Source organism: Bradyrhizobium sp. PMVTL-01 (genome assembly GCF_051861855.1).
Lineage (GTDB): Bacteria > Pseudomonadota > Alphaproteobacteria > Rhizobiales > Xanthobacteraceae > Bradyrhizobium.
On sequence record NZ_CP193982.1, the window covers coordinates 3,422,384 to 3,434,846 of the forward strand.

A 12,463-nucleotide genomic window follows, 5' to 3' on the forward strand; every position below is an offset into this window, starting at 1 on the left:
CCGGTTTCGTGTTCCGCCGAATGAAGGAGAAACGCAGGACGTAGCTCATGGAGAGCGTCGGGCTGAACACCCGAAGGCATCGGTTCGATTCCGGTCTCTTGCACAAAGGATAGCTCAGTTTGGTAGAGCAGATGACTGTTACTCATCCTGTCGCGGGTTCGAATCCCGCTCCAGCGCTCCGTTTCAGCCTGATAAGCTGATACCTCTGAAGGGGACCGGACGCGCGCTTCAGTCGCCGTCCGGCCGCATTGCCCAAAAGGCTTTCGTCCGAACAACGACACTGTGAGACCGGCTTTGCGCCGCGGGTAGATACCGCTTGCGCCGATGCCGGGTGGCTCCGCACGGCCGCGCGACAGGCGTCGCGCGATCGCGCGCGTGCGCCCGTCGCGACGCAAGCTCAAGCCCCGGCCCGCCGATTTTTCAGGAAGCGTCGTCCGTGTCCTCACGTCCTTTGCAAACGCAACCCGCCATCCGGCCGCGTCCGGCCGGAGGCAACATGATGGAGGCGTGCGATGACTTCTGAACAGACTTGGCATCTGCTGACGCTGAACGTGACGGTGAAGGATGGCGAGCGTGCGTTGCTGACGCGCAACGGGCAGCTCGTGCGCGTGCTCGCGCCCGGCAAGCACCGGCTGTTCGATCCACTGCACGAGCTGAAGGCCGAGGTGCTCGACGTGGTCCGCAGCGAATTTTCTGCGGAGCGCTACGCGGTGCTGAAGGCCGCGCGGCCCGATCTTGCCGCCGAGCTGTTCGAGGCGGTCGAGACCAGGGCGGACGAGATCGCCATCGTCAGCCTCGACGGCCGGCCCGTGCATCTGATGACGCCCTGGCAGGTGCGCGTCTACTGGAAGGTCGCAACGCGCATCGATGTCGAGCGCATCGATGTGTCTGCTGATCCCAAGGTCAGCGCGCGGCATCTGGCCATGATCGAGCGCAACCGCTCGGCCGTGACGTCCGAAACGGTGGTCGAGAACCACGAGGCGGGCCTGCTCTATGTCGAGGGCCGGCTCGTCGAGCGGCTCGCGCCCGGCCGGCACGCCTTCTGGACCGTCGGCCGCAAGATCGAGGTGAAGCGCCTCGACCTGCGGCCCCAGGCGGTCGAGATCACCGCGCAGGAGATGCTGACCAAGGACCGCATCGCGCTGCGGGTGACGCTGACGGCGTTCCGTAAGGTGGTCGATCCCGAGCGGACGGTTGCGACCGTGCCCGACGTGGATGCGTGGCTGTACCGCTTGGTGCAGTTCGCGATCCGCGAAGCGGTCGCGGGCCGGACGCTGGACGAGGTGCTGTCTGCGAAGGCGGCGCTGGATGCGGAGCTGCGCGACTATGTGCGCGCACGCGTCGCGGAGTCCGGCGTGGAAGTGACGGAGCTCGGCGTCAAGGACGTGATCCTGCCCGGCGAAATCCGCGAGCTGGTGAACAAGGTGGTGGAGGCGGAGCGGGTCGCGAAGGCGAACCTGATCCGCCGGCAGGAGGAGACCGCGGCGACGCGTTCGCTCCTGAACACCGCCCGCCTGATGGAGGAGAACCCCCTGCTGCTGCGGCTCAAGGAGCTGGAGTCGCTGGAGCGGCTGGTCGAGAAGGTCGGCCGCATCGACCTCCATGCCGGCGACGGCCAGGGCCTCGATGCCCTCCTGACCCGGCTCGTGCGCCTGAAGGCGCCCGACAGCGCATGAAACCGAAGGGCCGCCCACGGGCGGCCCTTCACATCCGCGTCGCTTGCGGTGAACGCGATCCGCGCGACGCGCGACCAATTCGCAGGTTCGCGGGGGATTGCACGCGCGCGCAGGTTGCGTACTCTCGCGACGACTATTGTCTTGATCGGGGCAGGCGCATGAGCACTTTTCAGGAGAGCATCCGGCCCGCGGCGCGATCCAGCGAATGGAAGGCGATCGTCGTCCTGATCCTGCTGATCCCGGTGCCGTGGTCGCCGCCGTTCCTGGTTCGCTTCTTCCTCTACCAGCCGTTCAACGTCCCGTGGGCTCGATGACGCCGACGCTGGTGGTCGGCGACTACGTCTTAAGGAGGTGTTCGCCGATGCCGCGTGCGGAGGCGATGACCAGGCGAAGGCCAAACGCTGGCGCGAGACGCTGCCGAACGGCGCGAACTATGTGACCTACGACTGCATCGACAACGGCTTCCTCGACAACACCAGCGTCTACACCGTGTCGCCAGGCCATTTGTTCGTGCTCGGCGACAACCGCGACAACTCCACCGACAGCCGCATGATGAGTGCGATGGGCTTCATCCCGATGGACAATCTGATCGGCAAGGTGACGCGGATTTTCTGGTCGCTGGACGAGAACGGCGATCCGCATATGGAGAGGCTGGGGAAGGTGGAGTGAGGGGACCGTCGTCCGGGACGGCGCGGGACGCCTGGTTGCGCCACGCTATATCCGGCTGTCATTCCGGGGCAGCGCGAAGCGCTGAGCCCGGAATCCATCAATCTGGCTCAGCTCGCAATTTCTGGATATAGGTCGATCCACTGAGGATTCTTCTCCTCAATAAGCCGGACCTTCCATTCCCTTCGCCACTTCTTCAATTCCTTCTCGCGTGCGATGGCGGTGAGGAGATCGTCGTAAATCTCGAACCAAAACGAGCCTGTCGACAGAGTATCTTTTGCTGAAACCGGCGACGGCTTTGCTCTTATGCTCATGGATGCGGCGGACGATGTCGTTCGTCACGCCGATGTAGAGCGTACCGTATTTCTTGCTGGCAAGGAGATAGACGTAATAGGCCATGTGCAAGTAGTGAAATGGATTCCGGGCTCGCGACTTCGTCGCGCCCCGGAATGACCAATTGTACTACTTTGGCGTGTATCGCTCAAAACAAAAACCCGGCATCGCTGCCGGGGTTTCGTAGTCCTCGAGGTAGCCGGACCTTAGAAGTCCATGCCGCCCATGCCGCCGCCCGGGGGCATCGCCGGGCCGGCGCCGCCCTTCTTGGGCAGCTCGGCGACCATGGCTTCCGTGGTGATCAGGAGCGCGGCCACCGAGGCAGCGTTCTGGATCGCGGTGCGGACCACCTTGGTCGGGTCGATGATGCCCTTCTTGACGAGGTCGGCATATTCGCCGGTCTGGGAGTCGAAGCCGTAATTGTAGGCCTTGTTCTCCAGGATCTTGCCGACGATCACCGAGCCGTCTTCACCGGCGTTGATCGCGATCTGGCGAGCGGGCGCCGACAGCGCCTTGCGCACGATCTCGACGCCGGTCTTCTGGTCGTCGTTCTTGGTGCGCAGGCCCTTGAGCTGCTCGGAAGCACGGAGCAGGGCGACGCCGCCGCCCGGGACGATGCCTTCCTCGACGGCCGCGCGGGTCGCATGCATCGCGTCATCAACGCGATCCTTGCGCTCCTTCACCTCGACCTCGGTCGCGCCGCCGACGCGGATCACCGCGACGCCGCCGGCGAGCTTGGCGAGACGCTCCTGGAGCTTCTCACGGTCGTAGTCCGAGGTGGTCTCCTCGATCTGCGCCTTGATCTGGGCCACGCGCGCCTCGATGTCGGCCTTCTTGCCGGCGCCGTTGACGATCGTGGTGTTCTCCTTGTCGATCATCACCTTCTTGGCGCGACCGAGCATGTTGAGCGTCACGTTCTCGAGCTTGATGCCGAGATCTTCCGAGATCGCCTGGCCGCCGGTCAGGATCGCGATGTCCTGCAGCATGGCCTTGCGGCGATCGCCGAAGCCTGGAGCCTTGACGGCCGCGACCTTCAGGCCGCCGCGCAGACGGTTCACGACCAGGGTCGCGAGCGCTTCGCCTTCGACGTCCTCGGCGACGATGACCAGCGGCTTGCCGGTCTGCACCACCGCCTCGAGCAGCGGCAGCAGCTCGTTCAGCGAGGAGAGCTTCTTCTCGTTGATGAGGATGTAGGCGTCGTCCATCTCAACGCGCATCTTGTCGGCGTTGGTGACGAAGTAGGGCGAGATGTAGCCGCGGTCGAACTGCATGCCCTCCACGACGTCGAGCTCGGTCTCGAGCGACTTGGCTTCCTCGACGGTGATGACACCCTCGTTGCCGACCTTCTTCATGGCGTCGGAGAGGAACTTGCCGATCTCGGCATCGCCGTTCGCCGAGATGGTGCCGACCTGGGCGATCTCGTCGTTCGAGGTGACCTTCTTCGAGTTCTTCTCGAGGTCAGCAACCACGGCTTCGACCGCGAGGTCGATACCGCGCTTGAGGTCCATCGGGTTCATGCCGGCGGCGACCGACTTGGCGCCTTCCTTCACGATCGCGGCCGCGAGTACGGTCGCGGTGGTGGTGCCGTCGCCGGCCGCGTCAGCGGACTTGGAGGCGACTTCGCGCACCATCTGCGCGCCCATGTTCTCGAACTTGTCCTCGAGCTCGATCTCCTTGGCGACGGTGACGCCGTCCTTGGTGATGCGGGGCGCGCCGAACGACTTGTCGAGCACGACGTTGCGGCCCTTCGGACCGAGCGTGACCTTCACCGCATTGGCGAGGATGTCGACGCCGCGCAGCATCTTGTCGCGCGCTTCAACCGAGAATTTGACTTCTTTGGCTGCCATCTGGAATTTTCCTTGGATAATGTTTGACTGGAGGGAGGAGAGGGGCTCTTAAGCCGCCTTCTTCTTGGACTCGTTGACCTCGAGAACGCCCATCACGTCGCTCTCCTTCATGATCAACAGGTCCTGGCCGTCGATCTTGACCTCGGTGCCGGACCACTTGCCGAACAGCACGCGGTCGCCGACCTTGAGGTCGATCGGGATCAGCTTGCCAGCTTCGTCGCGGCCACCCGGGCCAACGGCGACGACTTCGCCCTGGGAGGGCTTTTCCTTGGCAGTGTCGGGAATGATGATGCCGCCTGCGGTCTTCTCTTCTGCGTCGATGCGCTTGACCACGACGCGGTCGTGAAGCGGACGGAATTTCATGCAGTCCTCCTAAACATTTGCACGAGTTGAGGATTTTGGATTGTTAGCAATCGATGCCCGCGAGTGCTAGCACGAGCGAGGTTGAAATAGGACAGGATTTTTGCGGGGGCAAGGGCTTCTAGCAGAAAAATCAGCACCCGGAAGCGGGGACTGCCAGAATCTCTTTTCCATCGTTAACCAGCCTGGAGGCCTCTTCGAGGCCCCTTGGGAGACCGTATTAGCACGGAGACATGTCTGCTGCTAACGCATTGAACTTCAACAGCTTGTTAAACTTTTGGGCTTGAGATGGGTTGTCAGTTTGCGTCACATTTCTCTCATGTGAGCGCATCGATTCCGGGTGGCTCCCGGGGCATGGATCAAGCCACCCCCTGTATGCGCTCCTGCAAAGGAGGTTTGGCATGGGACTGCGCGTTGGGGGTGTTTCCGAAGACTTCCGGAAACAGATGCTGGGCTACGGGCTGACGACGGCACAAATTCTCTACCGGATGCCGGATCATCCCTCGCTGCTCCAGACCTATGTCTGGCAGAACTACGACATGTTTCCAAAATTCCCGGCGCTGACGGATTTCCTGGCCTTCTGGCAGGAAAAGCTCGACGGTCCGCTCCATTCGGTCACCGTGGCGCATTCCAAGCTGATCAAGCCGGCCGAGCTGCGCGCCGTCGACGGCGTGTTCCGGCTAAATTGATTTAAGGCGTGGTCTCGTCGGGTGGGCAAAGGCGCGCTCCTCGCGCGCCGGGCTTGCCATTGCTCCGCGATCGCATCCGATATGGTGGGCACGCTTCGCTTTCCCCACCCCACGAACACGCTGCTACTCCTGGCTCATCATGCGGGAGATTAAGTCGCGGGGGAACGGATACGAGACGACGGCCGTTCGCCACGACAGCTTCGGACAAGCTACGAGCGGTCGGCTCCATCGCGTCTGCTGGCCCGAGCCCGCAATTGCTGCCTGGTCCAGGACTGGCTAGTCTGCCGTCGGGTTGCACCCGTCCGGCGGGCGCGGCCCAGATCAGGGAGGCAGACAATGGCCAGGCAAAAGGCATCAAGACCCGCAACCAAGACCGCGGTGAAGAAGCGGAGCGGCGCCAGGGCCGCGGCGCGGTCCTCCGCGCGCAAGGCGGTGAAGGCAAAGGCGCGCACCACCGCACCGAAGAGGCCCGCACGTCGGAAGCAGCGCATCGCGATCAGCCATCACCGCGAAGAAGACTTCAAGGCCGACGGCTTGCGCGCCTACGCAAAATACCGCGACCTCGGCATCGCCGATGCGACCCATGGCCTCGCGCAGGCGCATGTGATCCGCCTGCAAGGCCCCTGCGATCCGGCAGAGGTCTCAAAGCTGCATTTCCACGACGTCGAATTCCAGATGGTCTATGTGCTCAAGGGCTGGGTGAAAACCTACATGGATGGGCAGGGCGAGACCTTGATGAAGCAAGGCAGCGCCTGGACCCAGCCGCCGAAGATCAAGCACATGATCCTGGATTATTCGGACGATGTCGAATTGCTGGAGGTGATCCTGCCGGCGGAATTCAAGACGGTGGAGCTGAAGGCTTAGAGGCGTAGGTGTCGGAGGGGGCGCCCAGGTCTCTCGCTCGTCATTGCGAGGAGCCCTTGCGACGAAGCAATCCAGACTAACTCCGTAGACGCATTTCTGGATTGCTTCGCTTCGCTCGCAATGATGGGTGGACAGAGCTAACTCAACACCCCCACCACTGCCCCGATCAAGCACGTGGTCAGCGTCCCCGATACGATCGACTTGAGTCCCAGCGCGTTGATCTCCTCGCGCCGCTCCGGCGCCATCACTCCCAGGCCGCCGATCATGATGCCGAGACTGGCGAAATTGGCGAAGCCGCACATCGCGTAGAGCATGATCAGGCGCGAGCGCGGGTCGAGCGCATCGGGCGGCAGCTTCGAGAAGTCGACATAGGCGATCAGCTCGTTGAGCACGGTCTTGGTGCCCATCAGGCTTCCGGCCGTCACCGCCTGGTCCCACGGCAACCCCATCAGCCAGCACACCGGCGCCATGACGAGGCCAAGCAGGCGCTGCAGCGAGATCGCGGCGCCCCCGATGTTTGGCAACAGGCCGAGAATGGCGTTGACGAGATAGACCAGCGCCACCAGCACCAGCAGCATCGCGACGATGTTGATCAGCAGCTCGATCCCTGCGCTCGCGCCCTTCACGATCGCGTCCATCGTGCTGGCGACCTCCATCTCCGGATCGTCCAGCGCGCCGCCGGTGCGCTTGTCGGAGGTTTCCGGCACCATGATCAGGCTGACGAGGATCGCCGCCGGTGCGCCCAGCACCGAGGCGATGACGAAATGGGCTGCGGCGTCGGGGATGAGCGGAGCCAGCAGCGTCGCATAGAGCACCAGCACCGTTCCGGCGATGCCGGCCATGCCGCCGGTCATGACCAGGAACAATTCGCTGCGGGACATTTGCGAAAGATACGGCCGCACGAACAGCGGCGCCTCGACCATGCCGAGGAAGATGTTGGCCGCGGTCGACAGGCCGACCGCGCCGCCGACCCCGAGGGTGCGCTCCAGCAGCCAGGCCATGCCGCGCACGACCGGCGGCAGCACGCGCCAATAGAACAGCAGCGTCGTCAGCACGCTCATGACGAGCACGATCGGCAACGCCTGGAACGCCAGGATGAAGTCGGCGCCGGGCACCTTCAGGTCAAAGGGCAGGGGGCCGCCGCCGACATAGCCGAACACGAAGGCGGAGCCGGCGCGCGAGGCCGCCGAGATCGCGCCGACGGCGTCGTTGATGGCGCCGAAGGCATGGGCGACGACCGGCAGCTTCAACAGCACGACCGCGGTGATGAAGGTCGCGGCGAGGCCGATCGCCGCCTGGCGCAGCGAGACCGCGCGGCGATTCTCTGCCAGCGCGAAGGCGATCAGCAGCAATGCGAAAATGCCGAGTGCCGATTGCAGGCGAAGCATGATGTCCCCAAAACCCCCAATGATTATGGCCGCGCGTGCGTTGCAAAGGCAATGCCGACCGGTCACCGAAGTGCCCCGTTGTTGACAAGCGGAGCCGTCTCAGCCACGCGGGAAGGCCCATCAGATCAAGGAGCGGCAGTCCGAGGTGACCGAAGAGGCGATGCCAGAGCAGCGAAGATCCCAAAATCCGCCGGTCAGCGCCGGCGCGCTCCTCGCCCACCGCGCCTTCCTGTTCTTCCTGCTCTCACGCAGCCTGTCGCGCTTTTCGAGCCAGATCGCGGCGGTCGCGATCGGCTGGCAGATCTACGATCTCACCGGTTCGGCCTTCGATCTCGGCATGGTCGGGCTCGTGCAGTTCCTGCCCACCGCGCTGCTGGTGTTCGTCGCCGGCCATGCCGCCGACCGTTTCGAGCGCAAGCGCGTCGTCCAGCTCTGCCAGCTCGTGGAAGCTCTGACCGCGCTCTATCTCGCAACCATCACCTATCTCGGCGCGGTCAGCGAGGTGCAGATCTTCATCGCGACTTTCGTGCTCGGCATTGCCGGCGCCTTCGAGAGCCCGACAACCGCGGCGCTGCTGCCGCTGATCGCGCCGCAGGGATCGCTCCAGCGCGCCACCGCGGTGGCGAGCGGTGCGGGGCAGGTCGCGACCATCACCGGTCCCGCACTCGGCGGTTTCGCCTACGCGATCGCGCCACATTTCGCCTATGCCTTGATGCTGCTGTTCTGGATTCTTGGGATGATCCTGACGGGCTTCATCCGGCCGCGCCCGCAGGCCGTCACCAAGGACATGGACGACGCGGACAATATCTTCGCCGGGGTCCGATTCATCCGCAGCAATCCCGCGATTCTCGGCACCATCTCGCTCGATCTGTTCGCGGTGCTGTTCGGCGGCGTCACCGCGCTGCTGCCGATCTACGCCCGTGACATCCTGCAGACCGGCCCGGTCGGTCTCGGCGTGCTGCGTGCGGCGCCCGCGGTCGGCGCGCTGCTGATGACCATGGTGCTGGCCCGTCAGGCCATCTCGCGCCATGTGGGCCTGCGCATGTTCCAGGCCGTGATCGTGTTCGGCATCGCCACGATCGTGTTCGCGTTGTCGTCATGGATGTGGCTGTCGGTGCTGTCGCTCGCGATCCTCGGCGCAGCCGACACGATCAGCGTCGTGATCCGCTTCTCGCTGGTGCAGCTGTCGACGCCGGACGAGATGCGCGGCCGGGTCGGTGCGGTGAATTTCCTGTTCATCAACGCGTCGAACCAGCTCGGCCAGTTCGAGAGCGGGCTGACGGCCGCCCTGTTCGGCACCATGCCCGCCGCCGTGCTCGGCGGCGTCTGCACGGTTGCAGTGGCGCTGCTCTGGATGAAGCTGTTTCCGAGCCTGCGGCAGGTGGAGAGCCTGGAGTAGGGGATACCCCTCTCGACGTCATTGCGAGGAGCCCTTGCGACGAAGCAATCCAGAATCTCGCCGCGGAGGCAGCCTGGATTGCTTGGCTTCCGCCGTCGCTCTTCGAGCTATGGCGGACAAGGCGCGCGCAAGGAGGATTGTTGAAACAGCTCGTGGACTTAACTCGCGCCATCCCAGCAGCCGGCAGAAGTCGGCGCCTCTTGCCGCCTACTGTGCATGGGGTTGTTTTCGCAATTTTTGTCAGCCCCGTCCGACGAACGGCATCTTGGTCGCCATGACCGTCATCGTCAGCACGTTGGCATCGAGCGGCAGGCCGGCCATGTAGGCGACCGCATCGCCGACCGCCTTGGCGTCCATGCGCGGCTCGTGCTTGGTGGTGCCGTCGGGCTGCAGCACGCCGGGGCCATTGACCATGCGGTCGGTCATCGGGGTTGCGGCATTGCCGATATCGACCTGGCCGACCGCGATGTCATACATGCGTCCGTCGAGGTTGCTGGCCTTGGTGAGGCCTGTGATGGCGTGCTTGGTCGAGGTGTAGGCCGCCGAGAACGGCCGCGGCGCATGCGCCGAGATCGAGCCGTTGTTGATGATGCGGCCGCCGCGCGGGGTCTGGTCCTTCATGATGCGGAAGGCGTGCTGGGTGCACAGGAACGGGCCGGTGAGGTTGGTGTTCACCACCGCCTGCCACTGCTCGAGGCTGAGGTCCTCGAAGTTGACGGCGGGCGCGCCCATGCCGGCATTGTTGAAGAGCACGTCGAGCCGGCCATAGGTCGCCTTCACCTTGTCGAACAGCGCGGCGATCTGGTCCGGCTTGGTCATGTCGGCGGTGACGCACAGGCTCTTTCCCGCCGGGCCGAGCTTGGCGGTCTCCTCGAGCATGTCGAGCCGACGGCCTGCGAGCACCACGGTGAAGCCGGTGTTCATCAGCGCCAGCGATGCCGCGCGCCCGACACCGGTGCCCGCGCCCGTCACCACTGCGATCTTTTTCGCTTCACTCATCGTTTCCTGCCTTTTCTCTTCTGTCAGGTTTTGGATTCTTTTTCGTTCTTGTAGGGCGGGCGCGGGATGTTCTGGTGCGCGGCGCGCAAGGCCGCCGACCAGCGCGAGCGCAGATCGTGGAAATAGGGCTCGCCCGCCTCGATGCGGTGGTTGAGATCGGCTTCGCAGGCGTCCGTGCGCACCACCAGAACGTCGATCGGCAGGCCGACGCCGAGATTGGACCGCATCGTCGAGTCCATCGAGATCAGGCCGGTCTTCAGCGCCTCATAGAGTTCGACGTCGTAATGCATGGCGCGGTCGAGTACCGGCTTGCCGTATTTGTGCTCGCCGATCTGCAGGTAGGGGGTGTCGGTGGTGCACTCGATGAAGTTGCCGGCGGTGTAGACCATGAACAGGCGCATGCGCGCGCCCTTGATCTGGCCGCCGAACAGGAAGGAGACGTCGAAGGAAACGTCCTCGGACTTCAGCGCGGGCCCTTCGGTTGCATGCACCGCCCGGATCGCCCGGCCGATGCGCTGGGCGGCCTGGAACATGGTCGGCGCGTTCATCAGCGTCTCGATCTCGCCCGTGTTGGGGTCCTCGAGGCCTTCGGTCAGCGTCGAGAGCACCGATTGGCTGATGGCGAGGTTGCCGGCGCTGGCAATCGCCATGATGCGGTCGCCGGGCTTGGAGAAGATGTGCAGCTTGCGGAAGGTCGAGACGTTGTCGAGACCGGCATTGGTGCGGGTGTCGGCGATCATCACCAGACCGTCCCGAACCAGGATTCCGCAACAATAGGTCATTTCAAGTCCTCGAACGCGAGCGCTTTTGCCAGCGCCAAACTAGTAGCCAATTTCGCCGGCCGCTCCAACCCCCGAATCCCGCGGGGGGAGGTCGTCAATCCGGGGCGCGACGGTAGTCCGACTCAGTCGACGGCATCGACCAGAAATGCCTCGTCGACGGGGACGCCGAGCGCTGTGACCAGCCGGTTCGTTTCCGCCGCCATCCCGACGATGGCGAGCAGCTCGCCATATTCGGCCGCGGTCATGCCCTTGGCCCGGGCGGCAGCGGTGTGGGAATGGATGCAATAGCTGCAGCCATGCGCGATCGAGACCGCGACATAGAGCATCTCCTTGACCTTGGGATCGAGCGCGCCCGAAGCCATCACCTCCTTGAGGCTCTCCCAGGTCCGCCGCAGCGTCTTCGGATCATGCGCCAGCGCGCGCCAGAAATTGTTGACGAAATCCGACTGCCGCACCTTGCGGATGTCGTCGAAAACGGCGCGCGCCTCGCTGGAGAGCTCATCGTCCGAAAGCAGCTTCACGGTCGCCATGGGTATCCCTCGCAGGGTCTGATCTGAATCCTGCGATTGTAACACGGCTCAGTTGTCCGGCTGGCTGTGCCTAGCTCTGCCGCTGTGACTGCCACTGCGATTGCCCGCCGCGGCCGGCCTGCTCGACCTTGACCGCGACCGTCAGCGTCTCCGCGCCGCCGCCATAGCGGGTGCCGCGCACGGGGGCGGCGCCGAGATAGTCGAGCCCGATCGCGACGCGAACATGGGCGTCCGTGGTGCAGATGCAATTGGCGGGATCGAAGCCGACCCAGCCGAGATCAGGGACATAGGCCTCCGCCCAGGCGTGGCCGGCGTCCTGGTGCACCGTGCCGTCGGAGCGCAGGAAATGGCCGGAGACGAAGCGCGCCGGCACGCCGCCGGTGCGGGCGCAGGCAATGAAGATGTGCGCGTAGTCCTGGCAGACGCCGCGCTTGAGCGTGAACGCCTCGGCCGCCGAGGTGCCGCTGTTGGTCGGGTCTTCGTCGAAGGTCATGTGGTCGCTGATCTCGCTCATCAGCGTGTGCAGGAAGCCGAGCGTGTCGCTCTCCGCCTCGCTGCGCAGCTGCCGTGCGACCGCCGTCATCGCCGGATTGACCGAGGTGAGATCGGTCGGGCGCAGGAACATGCCGGGCGGAAAGCGCTCGTCGGCGCCGCGCAGCACGCCGCCGGTGTCGTGGGTCTCGATCAGCCCTTCGGCGGTGATCTTGATGTCGCCGACGGGGCCGCAGGACAGCACATGGGTGACGTTGCCGAAAGCGTCCTCGTGGGTGTCGAGCCTGGTGTCGGTAAAGACGTCTATCTGCCACTCCGCCACATATTGTCCGTCATGGCTGCACGGCGTCATGCGCAGGATCTGGATCACGCTAGTGGCCGGCGGCTCGTAGCGATAGGTCGTGGTGTGCTGGATTCGCAGGCGCATGGTGTTTCTAG

13 protein-coding genes, 2 tRNA genes and 1 pseudogene are annotated in these 12,463 nt (G+C 64.4%); 8 read left to right on the forward strand and 8 right to left on the reverse strand.

The annotated features are described in order from the left end of the window. Positions 1 to 33 precede the first annotated feature (33 nt). The 5 genes from ACRQ5Q_RS16225 (at position 34) to lepB (ending at position 2,345) form a co-directional block, all read left to right on the forward strand. Positions 34 to 103, forward strand: a tRNA-Phe gene (locus tag ACRQ5Q_RS16225). 4 nt (positions 104 to 107) lie between these two features. Further along, positions 108 to 173, forward strand: a tRNA-Asn gene (locus ACRQ5Q_RS16230). Positions 174 to 512: 339 nt separating this feature from the next. Further along, positions 513 to 1,676 carry a slipin family protein gene (locus ACRQ5Q_RS16235; protein ID WP_439398889.1) on the forward strand — a complete coding sequence of 388 codons (1,164 nt, stop codon included), beginning with the start codon at positions 513 to 515 and terminating at the stop codon, positions 1,674 to 1,676. 158 nt (positions 1,677 to 1,834) lie between these two features. Further along, positions 1,835 to 1,990, forward strand: a complete 156-nt coding sequence (locus ACRQ5Q_RS16240) for a hypothetical protein (protein ID WP_439398891.1) — start codon at positions 1,835 to 1,837, stop codon at positions 1,988 to 1,990. Positions 1,991 to 2,027: 37 nt separating this feature from the next. Next, positions 2,028 to 2,345, forward strand: coding sequence for a signal peptidase I (gene lepB, locus ACRQ5Q_RS16245; protein ID WP_439369042.1), 318 nt, complete (start codon positions 2,028 to 2,030; stop codon positions 2,343 to 2,345). Between the two features lie 107 nt (positions 2,346 to 2,452). On the opposite strand, the pseudogene ACRQ5Q_RS16250 reads toward lepB, so the two are convergent. The 3 genes and pseudogenes from ACRQ5Q_RS16250 to ACRQ5Q_RS16260 all read right to left on the reverse strand — a co-directional run bounded on the left by ACRQ5Q_RS16250 (position 2,453) and on the right by ACRQ5Q_RS16260 (position 4,885). Further along, a pseudogene (locus tag ACRQ5Q_RS16250) lies at positions 2,453 to 2,741 on the reverse strand (GIY-YIG nuclease family protein). A gap of 140 nt (positions 2,742 to 2,881) precedes the next feature. Next, the gene (groL, locus tag ACRQ5Q_RS16255) at positions 2,882 to 4,522 is read right to left on the reverse strand and encodes a chaperonin GroEL (protein WP_247458406.1); all 1,641 of its coding nucleotides are present in this window, start codon (positions 4,520 to 4,522) and stop codon (positions 2,882 to 2,884) included. Between the two features lie 48 nt (positions 4,523 to 4,570). After that, complete coding sequence (locus tag ACRQ5Q_RS16260) at positions 4,571 to 4,885, reverse strand: co-chaperone GroES (protein WP_439369038.1); 315 nt, start codon at positions 4,883 to 4,885, stop codon at positions 4,571 to 4,573. Positions 4,886 to 5,283: 398 nt separating this feature from the next. Here ACRQ5Q_RS16260 and ACRQ5Q_RS16265 point away from each other — a divergent pair, with 398 nt between their 5' ends. Together ACRQ5Q_RS16265 and ACRQ5Q_RS16270 are read left to right on the forward strand one after the other, a co-directional pair. After that, the gene (locus ACRQ5Q_RS16265) at positions 5,284 to 5,571 is read left to right on the forward strand and encodes an usg protein (RefSeq protein ID WP_212301796.1); all 288 of its coding nucleotides are present in this window, start codon (positions 5,284 to 5,286) and stop codon (positions 5,569 to 5,571) included. A gap of 336 nt (positions 5,572 to 5,907) precedes the next feature. Further along, positions 5,908 to 6,435, forward strand: coding sequence for a cupin domain-containing protein (locus ACRQ5Q_RS16270; protein WP_439398893.1), 528 nt, complete (start codon positions 5,908 to 5,910; stop codon positions 6,433 to 6,435). A 137-nt stretch (positions 6,436 to 6,572) separates the two neighbouring features. On the opposite strand, the gene ACRQ5Q_RS16275 is transcribed toward ACRQ5Q_RS16270, so the two are convergent. After that, entirely contained in the window at positions 6,573 to 7,823 is a 1,251-nt protein-coding gene (locus ACRQ5Q_RS16275; RefSeq protein ID WP_439398895.1) for a NupC/NupG family nucleoside CNT transporter, read from the reverse strand. Positions 7,824 to 7,983: 160 nt separating this feature from the next. Between ACRQ5Q_RS16275 and ACRQ5Q_RS16280 the strand changes: the two genes are divergently transcribed. Beyond that, positions 7,984 to 9,222, forward strand: a complete 1,239-nt coding sequence (locus tag ACRQ5Q_RS16280) for an MFS transporter (RefSeq protein WP_439369033.1) — start codon at positions 7,984 to 7,986, stop codon at positions 9,220 to 9,222. 240 nt (positions 9,223 to 9,462) lie between these two features. Here the strand turns inward: ACRQ5Q_RS16280 and ACRQ5Q_RS16285 are convergent, their stop codons facing one another. The 4 genes from ACRQ5Q_RS16285 to ACRQ5Q_RS16300 form a co-directional block, all read right to left on the reverse strand. Continuing rightward, on the reverse strand, positions 9,463 to 10,221 hold the full coding sequence (locus tag ACRQ5Q_RS16285; protein ID WP_439398897.1) for an SDR family oxidoreductase: 759 nt from the start codon (positions 10,219 to 10,221) through the stop codon (positions 9,463 to 9,465). A 23-nt stretch (positions 10,222 to 10,244) separates the two neighbouring features. Beyond that, the gene (locus tag ACRQ5Q_RS16290) at positions 10,245 to 11,003 is read right to left on the reverse strand and encodes a peptidase (RefSeq protein ID WP_439369031.1); all 759 of its coding nucleotides are present in this window, start codon (positions 11,001 to 11,003) and stop codon (positions 10,245 to 10,247) included. A gap of 122 nt (positions 11,004 to 11,125) precedes the next feature. After that, positions 11,126 to 11,533 carry a carboxymuconolactone decarboxylase family protein gene (locus ACRQ5Q_RS16295; RefSeq protein WP_439398899.1) on the reverse strand — a complete coding sequence of 136 codons (408 nt, stop codon included), beginning with the start codon at positions 11,531 to 11,533 and terminating at the stop codon, positions 11,126 to 11,128. A 70-nt stretch (positions 11,534 to 11,603) separates the two neighbouring features. Then, entirely contained in the window at positions 11,604 to 12,452 is an 849-nt protein-coding gene (locus tag ACRQ5Q_RS16300) for a transglutaminase family protein (protein WP_439369028.1), read from the reverse strand. Positions 12,453 to 12,463 lie beyond the last annotated feature (11 nt).